Raw genomic sequence first — 23,398 nt, 5'->3', positions numbered from 1 at the left:
GTATTAAAGCCAGATTTTGTATAAACTCCTGACTACACACATATTTTTTGTAATCATTCTCTTTTTTTCTCTCGGCATTTTCGGCGAATAAAGCTGTTTATTCTTAAATCTAAAACCTCAAACCAATAACTTATGAATTCTACTACTAGCTCCCCAAAAACCAACGCCTTACAGATTCCTACGCCTATAATTTCCGCGCACCAACTCGACCACTACTTCGGTCAAGGTCAACTGCGAAAACAGGTACTTTTTGACATTAATCTCGACATTAAAGCAGGTGAAGTTGTGCTAATGACGGGGCCTTCCGGTTCTGGAAAAACTACGCTTTTAACTTTGATTGGCGGATTGAGATCCGGTCAATCGGGAAGTCTCAAAATTATCGGTCAAGAAATGTGCCATGCGAGTGCAGACGAATTGGTAAAGGCGCGGCGCAAAATTGGCTATATTTTTCAGGCGCACAACTTGCACCGGAGTTTGACGGCGCTGCAAAACGTGCAGATGGGTTTGGAAGTTCACGGGAATTTGTCGCGTTCTCAAATGCGCGATCGCTCTGCAAAAATGCTAGAGTTAGTAGGACTGGAACAGCGGCTTAACTATTATCCAGATGACTTATCAGGGGGACAAAAACAAAGAGTTGCGATCGCCCGCGCTTTGGTCAGTCAACCGCAAATTGTTTTAGCTGACGAACCGACAGCCGCGCTGGACAGCAAATCCGGTCGCGAAGTGGTGAATTTGATGCAGCAACTGGCTAAAGAGCAGGGTTGTACTATTTTGTTAGTAACCCACGATAACCGAATTTTGGATATTGCCGATCGCATCGTTCACATGGAAGATGGAAAATTAGCATAAATAGTTATTAGTTAGTTGTTATTTGTTGGTTGTTATTTGTTGGTTCTAATAACAAATAACAAATAACCCATAACAATGAACTAATTGCTAACAACTAATCCTTGCCGATAAATCCCCAAGTTTTGCAGGTACATTGCTTCGAGTTTGGGCATCGACGATTCCACGGAACCGCCATAACGCCGAAAAGAAGGCCAGATGTAAGCGAGTTTTCTGACTGCTGACTCCAATCGACCCGCTTCTATATCTTCTAATGCACCTTTTTCTCGGATTAACTCTATAGCCATCAAATCTTGATTTTCTGGGCTGAAATCGCGGACGCCAAATTTTTTGGCAAATCTGTCCCAAGTTGTGCTGAGAAACTGATATCGCCCCGCTGCGTCGGAACAGAGTTTTTTGCCATAGCGGCGGCCGCACCTCATTTCTCTGGGATGATCTTGAAAGCTGACAAATTTTGTACCGGTGTACTGGGTGCGGTAGCCGTCGGGGCTAGCGGTTCCTTCGGCGGCTGCTATGGTGTCGAGAAAGGCTTTGACTCGAAGTTCGGGCGCGATGCTATCGAGTCTGCTATCCTGTATGGGCTCTGGTGAATTCAGGGTTGCAGTTTCGGGCGATCGATCGCGATCGATGTTATCCTCTCCTTTGTCTGGTGAGTCGATCGCCGCAACTTCCGGCAGGCGTTTCGGGGTGGGCGAGCTTTCTGCCGAGACCGATTGCCCCCACAGTCGCGGCGTCATTCTACCTAAGAAAAAGCACAAACAGATTAAGAAACCCCAAGAGAGTTGAAAACGAAGGCGTTTGGAGCGATTCCCGCGCAGAACCGGCCACCGGTGAAGGGGGAGTGTTGCGGGCAAAATTTTCGTTTGCTGGCCGAAGGCGAACAGCGATTTCAGCGCTACCAAGGTTTGCTGGTAGAAACGCGGTGGAAGTTTCCGAGCTCTCATCGCTGCGGCGAAAGTCTCCACATCTGTCAAAGTAACTTGTGCCAGTGGTTTTGCGACAAACACTCGAAAATGGTTGGCCGCCTGCCAGCTAAAGCGCCGGTTGCGGGGGGATTTACCGTTTACCCACAGGCGAATTAGCTCCATGTCTGACATAGGGAGCAGGTGGCTTCCCAGATGTTTTGATGCGTACAAAAGTACCTCCTGATATGAGTTCAGGTTGAAATATCCCTGTTTGTGGACTTGAGATTGGTTTCACCGTTGAAATTCGGGACTGGCAAGGAAACAAATCTTTTTCGGGGCGATCGCAAACTTCAAATTTTTCGGTCATCACCGAAGGGCAGCGACAGGGATCAAGATAAACTGGTTTCAACCATATCCAGTGATACTACTAAGTGTTCGCCCGGTCAAGTTCATGGGCAGATTTGGCGATGGGTTGAGTCTAAAATTTAGTGATTCCACAGGCCTCGCCGTCCCAACTGACATAGGTTTCAAGGTGCTGGCATCCGGCTGACTCAAAAGTGAGCGATCGCATTTTTTTGTATCTAATATTAAGAATTCTACCGGTGTTTGGGCCCGGAGGATTCCTCAGCTTGAATGCCGATCAAATTTTTGCGTTTTGCCAGCATCAGGGAACCGTAGCGGTTAGCCCAAACTTGAGTAAACTCAGCACCTAAGAAGAGAATCTGAGCTGAATAATTGATCCAAAGTAAGATAATCACGAACGATCCCGCAGCACCGTAGGTAGAGGCAATACCGCTACCTCCGAGGTAAACTCCAATTATGGATTTGCCAATAGTAAACAGCACTGAGGTGATGGCGGCGCCGATCCAAACATCATTCCAGGCAAGATGGACATCGGGCAAAAGTTTGTAAATTAAGGCAAAAAGCAGCGTAACTACGCCAAAGGAGAGAGCAAAGTCCACAATCTGCCAAATGCCGACTGGTAATTGCAGCAAGCCGTTCAACCAATAGCTGACGGCGGCTAAAATGGCGCTAATGACTAAAGATACTAGCAGTAGAAAGCCTATGCCTAAAATCATTGCAAAAGACAATATGCGGTCTTGCAGGAATCCCCAGATGCCTCGTCCGGGGGGCGGTGAAACATTCCAAATAGTATTGAGGGCTTCTTTGAGATTAGTAAATACGTTGGAAGCCCCCCACAAAAGTGTAGCGATACCTACTAAAGTCGCAATCATTCCCGACTTTGGTTCGGAGGCTTTGAGGATGAGTTCTTGGACGGTTTCGGCGCCTTCTTTGCCGATTAAACTTTGGAGTTGGGTGACGATTTGACCTTGGGCTGCGTCTGCACCAAAGACTAAACCGGCGATCGCAATTACGATAATTAGCAGCGGGGCGAGGGAGAAGACTGTGTAATAGGCTAGGGCGGCGGCTAAGGTTGGCGCTTTATCTTCTTGCCATTCAGTAAAAGTTTGTTTTAGGAGTGATATCACTGTTTTTAAGTTCACGGTCTTGGGTTTCCTTATACTTAGCGTTTACCAGGGATTTTAAGAGGTTAGGAGTTTTTTAGCGTCGGCCACAAGATAGATTTATCGATTACCCAATTCGGAAAATTACTTTTATGTCAGATTCCCACACAACTGTTAACAACACCGATGTAACATTGTCTAAAAAAGCAATTTCTTGGGCTAAATTAAGCGCATTAGTAGCGGTAGTTAATTTCTTGCTGGTGCTTTTCCATTTCAGTTACCTTCAGTTGCGCCCTGTTTATCAGAGCTTTTTTCCGGGTTTAGTTAAAATTTATGACCCGATTAAAGGCATTGATTCGAGTTTGCCAAATCCCGAATATTTGAAAAGCGCTGACCAGTTTTGGCGAATTGATACGTTTTTTATCGGTTTTTTTGGGGCGGAGTTTTTGATTAAAAGTCTGTTCCACACCCGCCGTAAACCGGGGGTAACTTGGTTTGATTTTCTGCTAAGGCGCTGGTACGAGGTGTTTCTGGTGATGCCGATTTGGCAGGGGTGCCGCATTCTGCCGGTATTGGTGCGGCTGCACAAGTCGGGTTTGGTGAATCTCGATCGCGTAGTTGCTCAAATTACCTACGAACCGGTGGCTTATTTAGCCCATACGATGTCGGAATACATGATGGTGCGGTTTATCAATCAAGCTAAAACTTCGATAAAACAGGGCGACGCGGCGCAGATGTTGCTGGCGCAGCAGCCGTACCTTCACGTCAATCAGGAAAATACGATCGAACAAATTACCAAGCGGATTTTGGATCTGACAATTTACAAAGTTTTGCCGCAGGTACAACCGGATTTAGAAGAATTGCTGCACCACAATTTGGAAACAACAATCAAACAGTCGGATTTCTATCAAATCCTGCAAACTTTCTCTCCGATTAATATTTTGCCTACGGAGATGACGGAACAGCTAGCGAATTATTTGGCTCAAACTGCTGTTGATGTGGTATCTACTACTTATGAAGACGATAAAGGTAGAAAAATTCTAGATAATTTCAGCCAAGAATTTAATCAAAGTTTGCGGCGGGAATTGCAAGATGAGAAAACTCTTGGGGAATTGCAGTCGCTGCTGTCGGATTTGTTAGAAGAAGTGAAGTTGAATTACATTCAAGGCGGGTTGAAGTCCGATCCGGTGCAGACTTTTACGGAAATTAACTCGCTCCGGGGAGTAAGGGAGAGTTGATACAGCAATCAGTTCCGGTGTTGTGAATTAGATTTTTTTTTACTCACATCTTGCACCATTGTCAACAACAGGCTTTCCGGCCTGTTCCACAAGAAAATTCATCTCTTGTGGAACAGGCCGGAAAGCCTGTTCCTAAACAAGTAATTGAGGATGGTACAATATCTCAGTTAAAACTGATATCTTGCACCATTGTCAAGAACGGGCTCTCCGGCCCGTTCCACAAAGAATGAGTCTTCTTGTGGAACAGGCCGGAAAGCCTGTTCCTAAAAAAGTAATTGAGAATGGTGCAATATCTCAGTTAAAACGAACCGCTTCGAGGTGCGTTAGCGAAGCGGCGCGTAAGCGCTAGGGCGCGAAGGAAGAGAAGAGAAAGAGTTTACAAGTTCTACGGGTAAGGTGCAGCCGCACCTACGAATACGGGTAGTGCGGAGATCCACAATGTCTGGCGATCGATCTATCTCAATCCCCAGCTAAAATAAAATAATTAACTTAAAACATCTATCATATTAGATATCTATCTTGAACAACCTTACTTGCCTGGAAATAGAAGTCGCTCAAACAACGCTGAGATTAGCAATGTTGGCGGGCTTAACACTTTTAATCGCCTTTTTTGTGGCGTCAGAACTAGCATTAGTATCAGCAGATCGCCATCAAATCCGCCAACTTGCCCAGTTGGACGATCGCCCAACCGCTAAAACTGCCGAACTCGTCCACCAAGCTCAAAACAACATACCGCATTACCTGTCTGTGACTCAAACTGGCACAACAGCAGGGAGTTTGCTGTTGGGTTGGTTGGGTGAGGGCGCGACTGTACACTGGATCGAACCGTGGATCGACAAATTGCCGATCGGTCATTTTTCGGCCGTGCTGACTGCTCATTCGATCGCAGTTCCCGCAGCATTCATCTTAGTAACTTACGTCGAGATAGTATTAGGAGAACTAATCCCGAAAGTATTAGCAACCCACGCCCCAGAACGCACCGCTTTGCTGTTGATGCCGGCCCTCGAACTCTGCTCAAAATTACTGTGGCCGCTGCTAGCAATTCTCAACGGTACCGTCCGGCTGCTGACCGGTTGGATTACCAGTAAAGAGTCTCAACCGCTGCTGTTACCTTCCGAAGCAACTCTCGTTCAAAAAGATGCTCATTCGGCACTAATTTCTGGCCTATGGGAAGTGACAGCAGTTAACGAAAAACTCGGGTTAAACCTGCCGACTAACCAAGCTTACCAAACAATCGCCGGATTCGCGATCCACAATTTAGGTAAAATGCCCAATCAAGGCGATCGGCTAGTGTGGGGCGAGTTGGAAATAGAAGCAGCAAATGTAGTAGAAGGCAGTTTAGAAACCGTGCTGCTGCGTCAGGTAACTCGCCCCTTATTTGAGACTCAGCAGCCAGAATTCGCAGTGAGTAGATAGCAAATCGGGCTTCAAATTTGATTGTAGCTCCAATCGTGATAATGGCATTGCAATGCGCCGCTACAAACCTTTCCTGCGGATAAAGGACGGCAGCGGTGCAAACAGCGATCGCGTAATGTCGCAGCTTGTCCATCTTGTGGGCGAAAAATTGCTAGCCACTCCCCGTCAGGCGCTCGGGCTAAAACAGTGTTAGGTTGTAATTAGTCGCTCAGTGCGACAATGTACCAAAAATCTGCAAATTGCATAAAGCACAGTTTATGAGGTGGATATGCTGAAAACACTTTGGGCTACTGTTCGACAAGGGAAAATTGAACTGCTGGAGTTATCAGAGTTACCCGAAGGGGCAAAAGTATTAGTAACACTCTTACCTGATGATGAAGCTGAGTTTTGGCTTCAAGCGAGTCAAACATCACTAGATAGAGTTTTGGACAATACTGAGGATTCAGATAGTAGTAAATGAGCTGTCAAATACATGAGTATGTCATTGCGAGTGAAACGAAGCAATCGCAAGGTTTATTATAGCTTTACTTCTTGTGATATACCAAAGTTTATTTACACATACCTACCTTCGCTTAATTTAACCGTTCCAAGATCCATTCATAGTGCCTCTTAAAGCTTTCTAGAACTTTCTGGGAAACTTCTGTATCTTCGATACACATTCTGATAGCAGAATCTTTACAATCCATATCACCAAGCACATAAATTCTCAGATGTTTGGGAATAGCATTGTAAGCTTCTCGCAAGCTACTTTTATTTTCTTTTGTTGGGAATGTTAGGAATTTAGCAAAGGCTTGAACACAAGTATCTGCAACTGTTTGCTTTCCCTGAAGCCGGTTTATCGTATCTTCTACTTCTTTTACAAAATCATCAATCTCTATATAAAACTCTAAAGTCGAATTTCCGTAGTAGAGATGGTGACAGCTTATCCTCGCACCCTTGGGAACTTGGGTAACAACCCATCCCTCGGCAACTTTGGTTTTGAATTCCTCAAAGTTAACCCATTCCCAACAATCGATCATACCGTCTTCAAAAACTCGGATGATGGTTTGGTAGTAGTCGCCGTTGTGTATAAAGGCCGACAACCCTTTACCCCGAATTATTTCTCCATTTTCACCGTTTCTATATAATTGAAGCATTTCTTTTGCCCTTAACAATCAAGCGTATTCCAGTAGGGAAACGGCACTGCCGTCTCCTCTTACGGACACGGCGCCGTGCCCAAGGGGTGTCAACTTAAGGTAAAACCCATAGTCCGGCAAGGGTTGAAACCCCTGCCTCAAAGCGAAAGTCCTCTCAAAGAGGACTAATGAGTTAAGAATTCTTCTTCTCAGTCCTCTTTCAGAGGACTTTCGCTATTAGACAGGGAATTCATTCCCTGGCGGACTGCCGGGTGAGCGGGAGAACTGGCGGACTAAAAGCTTAAGTTGACATTAATGGGCAGTGCCGTTTCCCTACAGATATCGCCTACTCCGCCTTCGTTTACCCCACAGCCACCTTAACGGCACCCCCAACCAACTGCTCGTAATCCGCCAACAACCACTCCGGCAAACAAGTATTCGCATCCTGAACCCGTAACAGTCCAGGGCGACAAAACAGCATCGCCGCCAACAAATTATTCACCGCATTAGGCGTTCCAAACCCTTTACTCAACTCAACAACCAACGAGTTAAAAAACTCGCGATCGCTCTCATTCAATGGCTCCTTAATAAACCCGCTGCCCAGCATTGCTTTGTAACCCTTACCAAAATCGCTCCGGTACAAAACTTCTACTTGTTCGCCGGAAACGCTCAGCCACAAATCGGCAATTTGCTTGCGAATATGCCGCAAATCTGCTATTACCAATTCAGCCGTCGGGTCGATTTCATAGAGATTGACCGCAGCAGTTAATTGATTGAGAAACTGCGGCATATAATCTTGTTTGACAACTGTTGGTTCTGTTGTCGCGAATGCGCTTTCAAACACCTTTTCGTAATCTTCAAGCAACCACTGCGGCAAGCGGGTGCGAGCATCGGGAACCAGCATTTTTCCGGGTACAAAATACAGCATTGCCCCCAGCAGAGCATTGATAGCTTGAGGCTGCACCAACCCTTTGCTAATTTCAGTCAATCTCTGCAAAAACTGCTGTTCGGCTTCAGTCATTGATTCTGCTTGCAAGCCGCAGCTAAGTATTGCTTGATATCCCTTGCGAACCTCTCCTCGGTAAAAAGTTTCGAGTTTCTCTGAAGGAACAGTCAGCCAAAAATCAGCCATTTGTTTTCGGATTTGGCGGAGTTCCAAAACAACCGATTCGTCTGACGGATCGATGCGGTAAAGATTGACGCATCCTAACAGTTGATTCGCAAATTGTGGCGATTGAATGTATTGAGCTAGCAAGTCAGAAGTAGACTCAGACTTGGCGGCGGCTTCCGTCTCAAAAACTTGTTCGTAATCCCCAATTAACCAGTGCGGCAAGCGGTTGCGAGCGTCGGGAATTCGCATGGTTCCCGGCGGGAAATACAGCATCGCGGCAAGCAAGGCGTTGACAGCTTTGGGATGCACTAATCCTTTGCTAATCTGGGTTAATTGCTGCAAAAACCTTTGTTCGCTTTCGATCATCGCTTGACGTTGGAAGCCGCTCTTGAGCAGGATTTGATAGCTCTTACCTGAAGCGCTTTTGTAGGCTGCTTCGAGGTTTTCGGCGGGAACGTTCAGCCAAAAATCAGCGATTTGTTTGCGGATTTGACGCAGTTCGGATATTGCTGAGATGTTTGAGGAGTTTCTTTGGTAAAGGTTGACGGTGTTCGAGAGAATTTCGTCGAAATCTGGCTGCTTGGGAATGCTATCCTGTAAGTGGCGCGATGCTTCCAGGTGGCTGCTTTGCCATTGGCCAAAGAGTTCTTGGAATAATTTGCCGATCGCCCCAGAGTATGCCACACTGTCAAAACAAGCCGGATTAGCTTGCATTTTCTGCTGAATTTCCTGGCGATAGCGCTGCCGAAGTTCAGGATTAGTGCCGAGGGTAACTGCTAGTTGAATGTAAGATGCTTCGCTATTGGCAATTAAATCAGGCATAGAGAGCGATCGTACCACCGCAGCCCCCATTCTCGATCGCAAAGTATCACCATCCCTAACCACAGTTGGAAGTCCCACCTCTAACGGATCTACAAGCGAAGTAGTCCCCGCATAGGGATAGGAATCTAAATAAACATCTCCCAACTTCAAAACTTCTTTAACATCCGCACGGTTAGGAAAACTCTTCAACACGCGCAAACGATTACTCTCAATGCCATACTTAGCAAAAACGGCTTTCATATTATTCACAAAAGCCCCCCCAGGATAATGATTAGTCCAGCTAGGGCCGAAGGGCATTAAAAACAGCACAGAATTAGGAACAGCCGCCATAATCTTTGCCCATGTTTCCCTTAACTCCGGCACTAGCTTATACAAGTTCGCACTCGAAATAAAGACCACCGATTCCTCGGAAATGCCGATACTATTTCTGGTGAAATTAATGTTAGGAGTGTAAGGTTCGAGGGTATAGCTAAAACAGCAGCCAGGCCCGTCAATAGTTGCTAATTGCTCGCGATAATGCTCCTGTCCTTCAAGTGCAGGTTCCATCAACTTACCAGCAATGTAATAGTCAATGTGTCGCATTCCTGTGGTAACGGGAGAATTAAAACAGGTAGTTTGTACCCGCGCTAATCGATGCAGCGCCAGTAAACTAATCGGATGAGTGACCGCAGTAATATTGGTAGCAATCAGCAGAATATCTAAGTCATCAGCGCGGATTGTCTGAACTTGACTGGGCAAGTCATTAGACAGTTTAACCAGTCTGTCAGCGCGACTCTGACAATACTGTTCTAGTTTATTCCCGTCGAGATTGAGAGCGTACAAAATAATTTCAAATTGCTCTCGATTCAGATATTCAAAAGCTGGCAAAGTAGCGAAAGTTTCCGTCATCGCCCCGAAATGTTTAGTCAGGACACCAAGGCGAATTTTCTGCCTGTTCGCAGGTCTAGCCGGAAAAATGCAATCAATCGCAGCGCCACGATTTTTCATGGCATATTCAATAATATCTGCGCGCTTTGTGTATATATCCTTGAGATTTTCACTATTGAAGTACAGAGGAATAAAGTTAGCGCTTTGAGTGAAAAACCAGGCGATGTCCTGCCAGACTTGTGAGTTTGGGTTCTTGAAGATATTGCTATGCAAATAACTGACCCATCCCTGCACATACCGACAATAATTGTCAGCCTCTCCTATTTCTTGAAAGAGAGTAGGCGCAGCAAACATAAATTTGAGGTAGTCGTTGACAAACCAGTTAGGTATAACTGCATTTTCATAGTTCAGCATTAACTGATCTGCACGACGATAGAGGGCGGCTGCTAGTAGGTAGTTAATATCTTTGGGATTTTTAACTCCCTGGCAGAGATGCGATGCTAGTCGATCGATAAATGTTTTTTCTGTGTCCGTAAATGGGTCATCTTTAATGGCACTATTGAGTAGCATTTGATGTGTCTTGCCTAGTTCGCTGGCATAAGCATTTTCTAGTTGCTCAATAGGTAAACTCAGCCAAGTTTCAGCAAGTTGTTTGCGAGATTTATGTAGTTCATTAAGAGGCTGTGTTGTTAATCCAGGATGTTGTTTGCCTAACGCTGTATACTTATTAAACGCTTCCTCTCTTAAGTTTTGAGGATAGCGATCGTCTACATGAATTTTGTGATAAAATTTATACCAATCTGATAAAATAGTCTGTCTAGTTTCAGAATTTTTCCGAGTTTGTTGACTAGGATGAATCCGAAAATGAGAAAGAGTCTCATAGACAAACCCAATTTTATATTGGCTCATAATTCGGAGCCACATTTCAACATCCACAAGCTGACATAAATCAGCATCAAAAACTCCTACTCGATCGAAGACGTTCTTCTTAATTAATATCGTAGTTGGTTCTCCTATTTTGTTAATAGGATCGCTCAATAACTGAGGTTTTTCTAGCAGTTCTTGTCCTGATTGAATCGCTTTCAAATTCAACCAAGCTTTGTAGGTGTCTTTGGCATTTTGATAATCTGGCATATAAGCAGAATTAGCTTCAGCACCCCCAGACATCAAAATATTACGAGGTGAGAAAACTAAGCCGATTTGTTCGTCTTGTTCCGCTAAATTCACCATTTTTTCTATACAGTCCGGTTCTAGTAGATCATCTTGGAACAAAAATTTAATATATTTCCCTTTAGCTTGGGATATACAGAAGTTCCAATTTTGGACTAATCCATATTGATGATGATTTAAGATCGTAATTTTAGCTGGATACTTTTGTTGAAATATTTTTGCTATTTCTACTGTTTTGTCAGTTGAGTTATCATCGGAAACAATTATTTCTATGTGAGAATAAGTTTGGGCAATTGCACTTGCTAGCGCTGCTTCTAGAAATTGTTCACCATTGTAAGTAGGAATACAAACACTGACTAAAGGCATTTGTCTCGCTAGCTGTTTGTTAGTTTTAACAGCCTCTTGAGGAGTTTGTGGCTTTTCTTTGCTGAAAATGAAATCTTCTAAGAGTTTAGTACACACTTCATCAGAGAGAAGTGGGGGCGTTTGTACACCTAATGTTGGCATTAATTCTGTCTGAATAAAGGTTTTAAGCTGCTGATGCCAGCCATATCTTGCTACTGTATTTAGAAGTGAGCGAGATGCTTTGACATAATGTGGAAAAATAAAACTGCGAACATGAGTGAGATAAAAATTAAAGTCTACTTGTATTTTTTGATGAAATTTTAGACGAGCTTCGGCAAATCCTCGTGTCAGCGCCAGGTAAACACATTCAATCAGTCTTTCTGGAGGCAAATCAGTCATTTCTAAAACTTGTTCTGATGACAGTCCCCAGTATTCTAAGTCATGTGCGATCGAGGCATATACTGATGTTGATGCCAGTAATAACTGAATCATGGGCAGTGGTTTTGCCCAATCTGTCAATGCTGTTTGTGTCACTCCACTCGAACAACCGATAAAAAGAGAACAATATTTTGTTAATTCTGCATTTTCTCGTAGACTTAAGGTGCTACCATCAACAATTCGCGCATCTACTACCGGAACTTTAGATTTAGATGAAAGAATAATACTACAATCTGGCACAAGAGACAGCAATCCCTGGGCAAAGGACAAAGCAAAATCAAGTGTAACAAATGATTGATTACTGCTGGATGCACACTCAAACAAAATTATATTACGGCGGTTCTGTAGGTTGTGTTGTTCGGCAAATATTCGCACTTTTTCTACTTCCGTTTGGCGTAGTCTCAAGATATTTTGTAAAGGAACTGTAATTGGTTTAGGATAGCCTCGCAATAGAGAAACTTTCGTTGTCCCATCATAATTTTGAGTATTTCCTGGGTAAATTTGTGTGAAAAATAATTCATCAAATTCACCCTGCTTAACCCGCTTTTGTAATTCCTGTTCAAACTGATACCAAGCAGCAAATATTTGATTCCAATTTTCGGCTGGAAATTCCCAAATTTCATCCACGAAGGGATTTTCTTCGATTATGCTACGACAAAGAGATGAAATTGCCCAAGTTAGATGACATCCTGGATAGTCATGCTTGATTTGTCGAGCTACAACAGTAGCATGAAGACAATCACCATTTAAACCTAGTTGTCCCAACAAAATTCGTTTGCCAGAATTATTTTTCGGAAAATCAGGAGTAAAAAAACCAGACCAAGAACGTTCTGTTTGCAAACGCGGTATCTCAGTTTGGAGAAATTTTGCGCTTCCCTCCATAACCACAACTTGGTCAAGGCAAGGATTATTTTGCAACATAATCTCACTTTCGGAAGTAATGAACCATGTAATTATGCAGTTTGGTTCGCTATTTTTTAGATTTTGCGCTGTTTCCAGATAGGACAATATTTCCTGTGGTCCAAAAACCGCAAAACCGTAATGTTTGTGCATCGGTGTATAGGGATAAGAAGCGGGCTGAGATAATGGTTTCATCATGGAAATACCTAAAGGTGGATTATGATTTTATATGGCGTCGATCATCATAGCTGCGAGTTGTCGCAGGTCTATTTTGGGTTGCCAATGTAGGCTGTCCATTAGCGCAGGATTGGATACTAATCGTTTATATTCCGGCTGAAAATTTTCAGCTTGTTCTAGATATCGAGTCCAATCCAAACCCAGGTGTAAAAAGCAGACTTCTATCCAATCTTTTATAGAATGAGTTTTGCCGGAACCGATAACAGCTTCAAAAACATTTTCCTGTTCTACCAGCGTCATAATTCCCTCTGCTACATCACCGGCAAACGTCCATTCTTTCTCTACATTAACATCGCCAATTTGAAGTTTTTTCTCAGATCCCTGAACAATACGCTTAGCGGCGACTACAATTTTTTGGCTGACATGATTTGGCTTTCTGAGAGGGCTTTCATGATGGAATAAATATCCTACATAGGCTTTGATACCGAGACTTCTGTAATATCGGGCAGCATAAACTGATTGGATTCGAGCAACGGCATAAGCACTACTTGCTTCAAAAGCAGTATCCTCAGAAATAGGATTGCCATCATTATAGAATTGAACGCCGCTACCTGTAATAAAAACTTTAGAGGTGGGGCTGTGCTTGTAAACTGATTCTAAAATATTCAGTGTACCAGTCGAAATTGCTGCATGATTTTCAAACAGCGCATCATGTCGCGTCGTTGATTTAGCAGCTAAGTGAAATATATAGGTTGGTTTGTATTCTTTTACGAACTCCTCAACCTGCTCGCAGTCAGATACATCGCCACGAATCCAATCTCCCGATCGCGATAAGCCTGTAGATTTGATTCCTTTGGACTTGCACAACTCACTGAGATAATATCCGTCTTGTCCGTTAGCACCAAAAATCAGAGCATTCATAATTTATTTTTTTTGAAAGACCAGCATTCCAAATGTGTATTGTATGCTTAAGTCTGGAGAATGATAATTAGGGTTAATTACCGCTTCTCCCAAAGACCAATCTACTTCATCAACTAAGTGTAAGTTTTTCTCTTTACACTCTTGAATTAAATTGACTAATTCACTTTTATCAAAAATATTCCATTGTTTGTCAAATATTCTTAATTTCGATACAACTTTGGGGTTCCAATAATCTACAGTTATATACAGCTTGCCCTGCTCTGCCAAAATTCTAGATACTTCGCTTGCAAACCTTTTAATATCTACTTCATGCTCCAGCACGGAAAGACAAGTGATGTTCTGAAAAAACTTATCCGGTAGACCAGTATCCATCAAGTTACCAGTAAAATATTTTACTTCATCTAAAGGAACATCTGGTTTTTGAAGATCGATCCCGTATTTATATCCACGTAAACCCTTAATCAAAGCATTTTTTAATAGATATGAATCAGAACTTCCCATATCTAATAAATTCCCATCGGACAAATCCTCAATGATATTGGCTAAATCCCAATCTTTGCAACCAAGCCTATGTGATACATAGCCCCTTTCTTTTAAGTATTTTGTACTTTCATTAACCTCAGTTTTAGATTTGAGAAACTTACACAGACCTTTTTTCTCAGCATTAATATGCAATTGAGTGACAGAAGTTTGTTGGTTCCTACTATGGTTCGGATTTGCTAAAACTTTATTTAAAATATTTTCATAATCTACAATAAAGCTATCTTCACTCCACTCATTATAAAAAGGAACCAAGGGTGCAACACCATTTTGTATAATTTCCTTTAAGGTTTTATGCTCAACAGAAATATTACTGATAACAGAGGATAAGTGCCTCAATACTTTGGTCTTAGTAACAGCTATTGGCCGCTGCACGGCAAGAGCCCAGTCAATGACAGTTGAAAGTCCTCGATACTTTAATGGATCGTATAAGAAAGCATTGATTGTATTGCTTGCCAAAAAATTGAGCAGTTGTTGTTTACTTAAAAACTCGTGGTTGATGATAAGCTCTATGCCTGTTTTAGAAATAATCTTGCGACAGTTCTCCGCAGTTGCTAGGGCGTATTGTCCTTGGCGATCCACAACATTGTTAAAAGGCAAATGAAGCACGATTTTTGCCCGTTCCAGCTCTTCCTGTACAAGGCTAACCAAACGCTCACAACCTTGGTCGCTGAATCCAAAACCAAAACTTCCTATAGTGACAATATTAGGAACATTTTGAGAATTAATATAAGCAGGAACCAATCGTTTTGTCTTGAAAACAATAGGATTATTTTCTACCAAAGTTGGATCTGGACATAAATGCCAGTCAAATAGTTCTCGCGTAACTTTGTCAGCATCCTCCTGGGTAAAATCGTGCATGATACCTAGCTGTGGTATCTGATACTGTCTTACCATCTCTTTTGTCAGCCAAGGCATTGTTGTCTGATAGTAATTGTAAATAATTGCAGCCGGATTTGTTTGAGCTACTGCATTCTTAAGTTCTGTGTAATTGGAACACTCCGCATAAGCAAAGGCATAGCGATCGGATTTTTGCAAAGCTTCTGTAATGTTGACACCGTACTGGTAAATACCGCATTGTTTTTGTTTGTGAGAAACAATGAGTATAGTGGTTTTAGGCGATTCTTCAACTTTAATCTGAACTTCCTTCCGTTCAGTTTTGGGAAGCACTCCAAAATCTTCTAATACTTCTTCAAATTTTATGGCAAAGTTTTGGGGATGCCAGTCTTTTTGCATTTGCTGCACTTGCGGTACAGAGGATGCGATCGCATCCCTTAAACTTTGGAACGGATACGGCTTAATGTAGCGATGAATGTGCCGAAATGTTTCATTAGCTGAAATTGCTAAGGGTCTTCCACTGGATATGGCTTGATCTGTAGTTGCAGAAAGCCCCGGCTGATTTCTGTTGTAAAGAAAACAATTCAGCGTATTCTGGCTGCACCACTCAATGAGTTGGTCTTTAGTCAGAAACTCATTGGTAATAATTACTTGTACTCCGTTCTTGGCTACTTTATTGCACAACTCACTTAGATACTCTGCATAATTTCTCTGATACATTTTCCACATATGGGGATCGCCATAGGTGGATGTAGGAATATTAATCCTGACAATTGCCTCCTTAAATTCTTTATTAACAGCATCCACGACCAATTCAAAGCCTTTACCAACCGTTGCAAATCCAAAAGTACCAATCACAGGAATTGATGATTCACGGTAAGGAGTGACTAAGGTAGGAACTTCCAAAGGGCGTGGGAAAGCATACACTCTCTTGTCTGCCACCTTCATGGTCGGATCGATCGCTAAATAAGCATCAAAATCCTCAGCAGGACACAGAACAAAGGGATTATTAGTCAACGTTTCCAGCACTAGCGTAGCTTTTAATCCTGGCAGCAACCCTACTTTTTTTGTGTTGAGCCAGCTCATCGTTTGATGATGATAATTGAAAATGTAAAATTCATAGTTATTTGGGATCTCACAAGCAGTTTGGCTAATTTCCAAATACTCAAGCTCGTACTTTCCAGACAGCAATAAACATTCATAAGCCATTTTGCCAGACTCGTAGATGCTGCAATTGGCTTTAACTGTATTCAGAAACAAACCGCGTGGTTTTCTTAAGCTGGGAGTAAATATTACAGAGTCAGGTAATGCTGTATTTTCCGCTACACCTAAACTAGAAAGGAATGCTTTTAGTTCACCATAATTTTTAGCATAAACTACCGGATTCTCCAAGTTATCCCAAAGCTTCTCTGGTAAGTCCCAGCCAACAATACAGCGAGGCTTATATCTATTAATCTCCGTTTGGGAAGCCGCGTTTATAGCACTTCCTTTCATCAACAAACCAATACATTTATCTCCCACTTGAGATAACTCTTTAAGGTTCATTCCGCTGCAATCAATAATATTACTAGCGGTAAATTTAGGTTGATCTGAACAGTAAAAATTTAGTTGAGGGAAATCTGAAGCTATCTGCTTCAGGTGTTCGTTTAAATAAAAATAGTTTTGATGAGAAAAAACTACTCCATTTTCTACTAAAATGCTATTTTCTCTAACTTCTATTTCTTTCTCTGGCTGCCCCAAAAAAGTAATCATGGGGGTGTAAATCGGTATCGGCAGCAGGTATTTATGATTGAGATGCTGCTGATACATCTGACGATTAAAGGTATGAACGTTATTTTGGTAAGTCATACCGTAGAGTTTCAAAATATCATCAAAAACGCCAAACCACATATTGACAAATATGGCATCAGGGGGGCAGTTTGGCGTTGGTTCTGTGCCTTGGTATTCGCTGCCTTGATACAGCGCGATCGGCAAATCTAAATCCTGCCAAAGATAAGTAGAGACTTCAGGGCACTCCAGGGTAATTTTAACCCCCGAGAAACTAATTCTAACCGCCTGAATTACGGCTCTTGTCAAAATTACATCGCCGCTGTGAAAACTGTTATGAATGAAGAAATGTGTCATAGCTTTATCCTATTGTGCGCTGTCTTGTTTCTTGACTTAGTATTTGATAATTTCCACGTTAGGCAAAGGGAAGATTAGACCAACACCCCTTTGCAGTATTTCTTCCTCGCGCTTGAGAAATTCTTCCTTAAAATGCCACGGCAAGACTAAATAATAATCCGGCTTCATTGCCCTTGAATCCGCTTCGCTGACAATCGGAATGTCAGTACCGAGCGTATAGGCGCCGTATTTATCTGGGTTTCTCTCCGCCGCTACATCTATAATGCGATTGTCGATGCCGCACCACTGCAAAATTGTATTGCCTTTAGTCGATGCACCGTAAATGTGAATGCTCTTACCTTCTTTTTTCAACATTTTTAGCAGCGAAACTAACTGCTCTTTATGCACGTTGATCCTGTCTTGAAAATTTTTGTATGGTTTGTCGGTATCCAGCTCCATGTCAAATTCTGCCTGACGTAATAGCTTGATGCGCGTCACAGCTTCTTGTTTCTTGAAGGCAAAGTTGTCCAGATGCGTTGCATAACAGCGAATGCTACCGCCGTTGATATCGTTAAGTACGGCATCTACTATTTTCAAGTCAGCTTGTTTCAGTATATATTCCAGCACTGCTAAACTGTAATATTCCAAATGCTCGTGACAAATTGTGTCGTAAGAATTCATCTTGAGCATGGATGGCATATAAGACATCTCAAAGACCCACAAACCACCAGGAGCAAGCGCTTTTTTGATTTCTTTGCAGAAGCTTACCGGATCTTCCAGGTCATAAAACATGGCGATTGACGTAATAATGTCAAATTTTTCGCCTTGTAAAAGCTTGGTGAGTTCTTCTGAAGGAAAAATGTCTTGAATTGCAGTAATGTCTCCGGTTATTTCTTGAGCTACGTCTGACGGATCGACACCAAATTTGATAAAGTTTTGCGGATAGCACTTTAGTAAAGTGCCGTCATTACAGCCAATATCTAAAACACGAGCATTGCTTTTGCCAATCAGGGATGCTGCTTCTTCAGTAATTCCATGCAAGTGATTTCGCATGGTTTGGTTCGTGCCGGAACGATACCAGTAGGCAGAATATAAAACTTCCGGCGGAACCGTATGTTCCATCTGTAATAAACCGCAGGCTTTCTCATCTTTGGTGGGATCGCAACGCACTAGAGAAAGGGAAATTTTTCTCAGTGGTGGTTCTTCTTTCCCTGGCTTGACAAAGGAACCTTGCAAATACTGTTCGCCTAAATTAATGACTGGGGTGAGGGCTGAAGAACCGCATACCCGACAAGTTTTACGATGACCTAAGTGCATTGTTTTACCTCTAAAATTAGTTATTTTTTTGAGAGCCTAGCTTTTCTACCAGTGCTTTGAAATTTCCATCTATTCCATCTATACACTTATTCCGTTCTAAGTTCAAGATCGCTAGCTGTTTGACAACTCGATCTTTTTCTGAGGCTGCCACTTTTTCAAACTCATAGACTTTTTCTTGTTCGTGCCACAAGTTGCAGTTAACGTGGGCGAGCTGCGAGAAGATTTCGCCTATGCTGCCAAGGACATCAGGCACATAATTGCCTTCTTTTTTATAAACTTTATTTGATGCGAAAGTCAGGCGCTCGCTCGGAATTTGACCCGATATAGCAGCGCTAATAAATTCGTTCATTTCCTGCTGAAGCTGTTTTTCTTGAACAGCAAGGCTCTTGAGTCTGATTTCGTCTTCGGAATGCCACTGTTTCAATTTAACAATTGTCAATTTGTCGCAGAGAGAGCCAAGTGTTTCTGCCATAGGTAAAATGTGATTGGTTTAAAAGAATCTAACTGAGGATGTTTGGCGATAGCTCGTTTTTTCTAAAGGAAGTTTCCGCACATCACCCTGTAACCCTCGCTCCTGCCTTAGCGCTCAGTCATACACTAAAGATTTTATCGTAGTTGTTACCGCCAAGCTACTAATATAGATCGTTTGCTAACAGACGAACACCCATTTTGGTTGTTCCCAGAATAGTCCCTACTGTTTTATACAACGTTTTTGCACGCACACAGGATTATTTTACATAGAAAACGCTGCTGGTTGAGACATCCGATCGCCAGCGAGCAGCTTTAACATCACTCTCTCTCGTTCCATTGACAAATTCAACGCTCTACTCTATCTCAGCCATAGGCATATTCGGAGAGCGCGGATTTGGATATATTTGCAACCCTCTGGGCTCGACAATCAAATCCAGCGTCTCCATCACAATAGCACCGAGTAAAGCATACTTTTTCCCCGGTGAGACGATTGCTTCCAACCAACCTTTCCTACCGCACACTTCGACTTCAACCCCACCAACAATATCTCTTTGGGCCGTCTGCTCGTTAGCATACTTAACTATCTGCTTCCTAATCTTAGCGAAGTTAAACTGTGCAGCAGTTGATTCTGGCAAAACTAGCATCGTCGCTCCTGTATCTACTTTTGCCTCCAGATCCACTATCTCGCTGTCAGTCAAAAAATTTCTACTTTTTAAGGTACTGTAGGTAATTTGCATCGCTGCTCACTTCTTGGTTTCTACTAGATTAACTGAAAATCGCCCGCCGAGCGCCGAAAACCTTGTGGGCTGGGGGGGCGCCAACTCTTGACAAAAATCATTTAATATTGTAATTGATGGCTTACTCGCGGGCAGATGAGAAGTTCCGTTCCCGCGACCTGAGACCGCCCCAGCATGGCCGGGATTCCTCACCACACAAAAACAAGTTACAATTACGTTAAGATTGATGAACATAAATAAAAATTCCCAGATCGCAGGGACTAAAAATTAGGAGGATCGACCTCGGTGAATAAACGGTGGAGAAACGCTGGCCTGTACGCACTGCTGGCTATTGTAGTCATTGCCTTAGCAACGGCTTTTTTTGACAAACAGCCCCCAAGCCGCGAAGTTTGGAAGTACAGTCAATTCATTCAGGAAGTCGAAGGCAAGAGAGTAGACAAAATAAATATCAGTTCCGATCGCAGCAAAGCCCTGGTCACAGCCCAGGACGGCAACAAGGTACTCGTTAACCTGCCCAACGACCCCGAACTGATCAACATCCTGACCAAGAATAACGTAGATATTTCAGTTCTGCCCCAAAGCGACGAAGGCTTCTGGGTAAAAGCCCTCAGCAGCCTGTTCTTCCCAATTCTGCTTTTGGTCGGACTGTTTTTCCTGGTGCGGCGCGCGCAAAACGGGCCCGGCAACCAAGCCATGAACTTCGGCAAATCCAAAGCTAGAGTCCAAATGGAGCCACAAACTCAGGTGACTTTCGGCGACGTGGCCGGCATCGAACAAGCCAAGCTAGAGCTCGCAGAAGTCGTGGACTTCCTGAAAAATGCAGACCGCTTCACCGCAGTCGGAGCAAAAATCCCCAAAGGCGTACTGCTGGTGGGCCCTCCCGGAACTGGCAAAACCCTGCTGGCAAAAGCAGTGGCTGGAGAAGCAGGCGTTCCCTTCTTCTCGATTTCCGGTTCAGAATTTGTGGAAATGTTCGTGGGTGTCGGTGCTTCCCGCGTCCGCGACTTGTTTGAACAAGCTAAATCTAACGCTCCTTGTATCGTATTCATCGATGAAATTGACGCCGTAGGTCGCCAGCGGGGCGCTGGTTTGGGCGGTGGTAACGACGAACGGGAACAAACCCTGAACCAGTTGCTGACAGAAATGGACGGCTTTGAGGGCAATACAGGCATCATTTTGATTGCTGCCACAAACCGCCCCGACGTGCTCGATGCGGCGCTGCTGCGTCCGGGTCGCTTCGATCGCCAAGTTGTAGTCGATCGTCCCGACTTCGGAGGTCGCCTAGAAATTCTCAACGTTCACGCCCGCGGCAAAACTTTGTCGAAAGACGTGGACTTGGAAAAAATTGCCCGCCGGACACCCGGTTTCACCGGTGCGGATTTGTCCAACCTACTCAACGAAGCAGCAATTTTAGCCGCCCGTCGCAACTTGACCGAAGTCTCGATGGATGAAGTCAACGATGCGATCGACCGCGTGCTCGCTGGCCCGGAAAAGAAAGACCGCGTGATGAGCGAAAAGCGCAAAACTTTGGTAGCTTACCACGAAGCCGGTCACGCTTTAGTCGGCGCGCTGATGCCCGATTATGACCCCGTGCAGAAAATTAGCATTATCCCCCGCGGCCGCGCTGGCGGTTTGACTTGGTTCACACCAAGCGAAGATCGGATGGATTCTGGCTTGTATTCTCGGTCTTACTTGCAAAATCAAATGGCGGTAGCTTTGGGTGGCCGCATTGCTGAAGAGATTGTCTTCGGCGAGGAAGAAGTAACGACTGGGGCGTCGAACGACTTGCAGCAAGTGGCAAGAGTAGCGCGGCAAATGGTGACTCGCTTCGGAATGAGCGATCGGCTAGGCCCTGTAGCTCTCGGTCGCCAACAAGGCAATATGTTCATGGGTCGCGATATCATGGCCGAACGCGATTTCTCCGAAGAAACCGCAGCGACGATCGACGATGAAGTGCGTTTGTTGGTAGAGCAAGCTTACCGTCGCGCTAAAGATGTACTCGTCGGCAACCGCCATGTCCTTAATGCTTTGGCAGATATGCTAGTTGAAAAGGAAACGGTGGATGCGGATGAATTGCAAAATTTGTTAGCTAATAGCGATGTGAAAATGGCGACGATCGCCTAATCGATTTTACAATTTAGATTTTGGATTTTAGATTTAATCTAAAGTTTGAAATCAATAATTGGGGTGATTCTGGGATTGTCTGGAATCTCCCCGATTTTTTTATGAGTGCGATCGATCGATTTTAAATTTTAAATTTTGGATTTTAGATTAAATCTAAAGAATGATATTATGTCCGGTCGCTTCGCCCGAAATCAGGTAGGGGCGGGTTCACCAATAATATCGGCCAATAATTGACAATCTCAAAAACCCGCCCGGCCGGGATATTATGGTCAATCGATCGGACATGATATCAGACATTCAGCATACCTTTTTCCAGCAGCTAGCGCTTAAATTCTTCCCAGGGAACTCTTGGTTCATCTTTTCTAGATTCAATAATCACACAGTCGTAAACATCCTCCCAGATATCGTCTGGGTACTGGAAGTCAAGCAGCACCGGGACTTTTGAGCCTTGCGACTCAACTAATATCAAATCCGTTGGCATCGTCCTGTATTCATCTCTCTCTTCCCTTTCTCTGTATCCTCTGTGTCAAGAGCGGTTTCATCATTCCGATACAACAGGAATTGATATAAAAACTGAAAGTCTGTCGGTTCGCCGCATTCAGCCAGCACGTCTGCTCAAAAATCTCTGTGGTTTTTGAGGTCAACAATTGCAGCGGTTTTGTTGCCTAGATTGTCCGTTAAAAATTGAAGGCCGCACATATTGTAATTTGCCATATATCTAAGTTAGCAACCTGTATTAAAATTATAGGCGAGTCAGAATGATATGAGTTTCAAATTTGGGATCTGCCCAATTTAAAATCCTTCGACTGAGCACGCCGAATTCTAAAATCTAAAATCTAAAATCTAAAATCTAAAATTGTATGAATCATCAATCTTGGTTGACACTACTAAAAAAACACCGCGCGATCGCCGTCATTCGTTCCTCCGAAAAAGAACTCGCTCGGCAGATGGCATCATCGGTAGCAGCAGGAGGAATCCAGTTTATTGAAATTACTTGGAATACCCACAAAGCTGCTGAATTAATTGCCGAACTCCGCTCCCAATTCCCTACTTTTAGTATTGGTACCGGCACTTTATTAAACTTAGAACAGTTGCAACAAGCAATAGACTGCGGCGCTCAATTTCTGTTTACTCCGCACACCGATGTAGCGATGATTAAAACAGCCGTTGACGCCGGAGTGCCGATCGTCCCAGGTGCTTTTTCTCCCACGGAAATTGTCACCGCGTGGCAAGCAGGCGCTACCTGCGTTAAAGTGTTTCCGATATCGGCTTTGGGAGGCGCGGCTTACCTGAAAAGCCTGCAAGGCCCCCTGGGAAACATTCCTTTAATTCCCACTGGCGGGGTGACGCTGGAAAATGCGAAAGTATTTATTGACGCTGGGGCGATCGCCGTGGGTTTAGCCGGAGACTTATTTCCTAAACACTTAGTGGAAAATCGCGATTGGCGGGCGATCGTCCAAATTGCCCAAACTCTCGCCCAAAATTTAACAACTTGTTAAGCCCTGTTTCCCAATCCAACTTTTCAAATCTAC

Annotated in this window: 16 protein-coding genes and 1 pseudogene; 6 read left to right on the top strand and 11 right to left on the bottom strand. The window is 43.6% G+C overall.

All coding sequences use genetic code 11. The features are described 5' to 3' along the window. Positions 1–132 precede the first annotated feature (132 nt). On the top strand, positions 133–849 hold the full coding sequence (locus tag QUA00_RS23305; protein WP_333411264.1) for a DevA family ABC transporter ATP-binding protein: 717 nt from the start codon (positions 133–135) through the stop codon (positions 847–849). 80 nt (positions 850–929) lie between these two features. Here QUA00_RS23305 and QUA00_RS23300 read toward each other — a convergent pair whose 3' ends face one another. Further along, positions 930–1,943, bottom strand: coding sequence for a glycoside hydrolase family 104 protein (locus QUA00_RS23300; protein ID WP_333411263.1), 1,014 nt, complete (start codon positions 1,941–1,943; stop codon positions 930–932). Between the two features lie 404 nt (positions 1,944–2,347). Continuing rightward, positions 2,348–3,256 (bottom strand): YihY/virulence factor BrkB family protein, encoded by a 909-nt coding sequence (locus QUA00_RS23295; RefSeq protein ID WP_333140811.1) that lies wholly within the window; start codon positions 3,254–3,256, stop codon positions 2,348–2,350. Positions 3,257–3,369: 113 nt separating this feature from the next. Here QUA00_RS23295 and QUA00_RS23290 point away from each other — a divergent pair, with 113 nt between their 5' ends. Together QUA00_RS23290 and QUA00_RS23285 are read left to right on the top strand one after the other, a co-directional pair. After that, the gene (locus QUA00_RS23290) at positions 3,370–4,455 is read left to right on the top strand and encodes a hypothetical protein (protein ID WP_333411262.1); all 1,086 of its coding nucleotides are present in this window, start codon (positions 3,370–3,372) and stop codon (positions 4,453–4,455) included. Between the two features lie 519 nt (positions 4,456–4,974). After that, on the top strand, positions 4,975–5,871 hold the full coding sequence (locus QUA00_RS23285; RefSeq protein WP_333411261.1) for a CNNM domain-containing protein: 897 nt from the start codon (positions 4,975–4,977) through the stop codon (positions 5,869–5,871). Positions 5,872–5,882: 11 nt separating this feature from the next. On the opposite strand, the pseudogene QUA00_RS36910 reads toward QUA00_RS23285, so the two are convergent. Then, positions 5,883–6,053, bottom strand: a pseudogene (locus QUA00_RS36910) (Rieske 2Fe-2S domain-containing protein); the annotation flags it as partial. A gap of 86 nt (positions 6,054–6,139) precedes the next feature. Between QUA00_RS36910 and QUA00_RS23280 the strand changes: the two are divergent. After that, positions 6,140–6,331: a hypothetical protein gene (locus QUA00_RS23280; RefSeq protein ID WP_333140819.1), complete on the top strand. Its 192-nt coding sequence runs from the start codon at positions 6,140–6,142 to the stop codon at positions 6,329–6,331. A gap of 112 nt (positions 6,332–6,443) precedes the next feature. Here the strand turns inward: QUA00_RS23280 and QUA00_RS23275 are convergent, their stop codons facing one another. The 7 genes from QUA00_RS23275 to QUA00_RS23245 all read right to left on the bottom strand — a co-directional run bounded on the left by QUA00_RS23275 (position 6,444) and on the right by QUA00_RS23245 (position 19,742). Further along, complete coding sequence (locus QUA00_RS23275; RefSeq protein WP_333140821.1) at positions 6,444–7,007, bottom strand: DUF7638 domain-containing protein; 564 nt, start codon at positions 7,005–7,007, stop codon at positions 6,444–6,446. Positions 7,008–7,347: 340 nt separating this feature from the next. Beyond that, positions 7,348–12,837 (bottom strand): O-linked N-acetylglucosamine transferase family protein, encoded by a 5,490-nt coding sequence (locus QUA00_RS23270; protein WP_333411260.1) that lies wholly within the window; start codon positions 12,835–12,837, stop codon positions 7,348–7,350. 27 nt (positions 12,838–12,864) lie between these two features. Beyond that, entirely contained in the window at positions 12,865–13,737 is an 873-nt protein-coding gene (locus QUA00_RS23265; protein ID WP_333411259.1) for a GDP-mannose 4,6-dehydratase, read from the bottom strand. A 3-nt stretch (positions 13,738–13,740) separates the two neighbouring features. Beyond that, positions 13,741–17,238 (bottom strand): methyltransferase domain-containing protein, encoded by a 3,498-nt coding sequence (locus QUA00_RS23260; protein ID WP_333411258.1) that lies wholly within the window; start codon positions 17,236–17,238, stop codon positions 13,741–13,743. A gap of 36 nt (positions 17,239–17,274) precedes the next feature. Beyond that, positions 17,275–18,534: a class I SAM-dependent methyltransferase gene (locus QUA00_RS23255; protein ID WP_333411257.1), complete on the bottom strand. Its 1,260-nt coding sequence runs from the start codon at positions 18,532–18,534 to the stop codon at positions 17,275–17,277. 16 nt (positions 18,535–18,550) lie between these two features. Then, complete coding sequence (locus QUA00_RS23250) at positions 18,551–19,006, bottom strand: hypothetical protein (protein ID WP_333411256.1); 456 nt, start codon at positions 19,004–19,006, stop codon at positions 18,551–18,553. A 352-nt stretch (positions 19,007–19,358) separates the two neighbouring features. After that, positions 19,359–19,742 carry a hypothetical protein gene (locus QUA00_RS23245; protein ID WP_333411255.1) on the bottom strand — a complete coding sequence of 128 codons (384 nt, stop codon included), beginning with the start codon at positions 19,740–19,742 and terminating at the stop codon, positions 19,359–19,361. A gap of 285 nt (positions 19,743–20,027) precedes the next feature. On the opposite strand from QUA00_RS23245, the gene ftsH3 reads away from it, so the two are divergent. Continuing rightward, positions 20,028–21,866 carry an ATP-dependent zinc metalloprotease FtsH3 gene (gene ftsH3 / locus QUA00_RS23240; RefSeq protein WP_006633639.1) on the top strand — a complete coding sequence of 613 codons (1,839 nt, stop codon included), beginning with the start codon at positions 20,028–20,030 and terminating at the stop codon, positions 21,864–21,866. A 319-nt stretch (positions 21,867–22,185) separates the two neighbouring features. On the opposite strand, the gene QUA00_RS23235 is transcribed toward ftsH3, so the two are convergent. Beyond that, on the bottom strand, positions 22,186–22,347 hold the full coding sequence (locus QUA00_RS23235) for a hypothetical protein (protein WP_333140834.1): 162 nt from the start codon (positions 22,345–22,347) through the stop codon (positions 22,186–22,188). 379 nt (positions 22,348–22,726) lie between these two features. On the opposite strand from QUA00_RS23235, the gene QUA00_RS23230 reads away from it, so the two are divergent. Next, positions 22,727–23,365, top strand: a complete 639-nt coding sequence (locus QUA00_RS23230; RefSeq protein ID WP_333411254.1) for a bifunctional 4-hydroxy-2-oxoglutarate aldolase/2-dehydro-3-deoxy-phosphogluconate aldolase — start codon at positions 22,727–22,729, stop codon at positions 23,363–23,365. The last annotated feature ends 33 nt before the right edge of the window (positions 23,366–23,398 follow it).

This window comes from Microcoleus sp. T2B6, from assembly GCF_036700475.1.
Taxonomy (GTDB): Bacteria; Cyanobacteriota; Cyanobacteriia; order Cyanobacteriales; family Microcoleaceae; genus Microcoleus.
The sequence above is the reverse complement of the archived record's forward strand: the minus strand, read 5'-3'. Positions and strand labels throughout refer to the sequence as shown.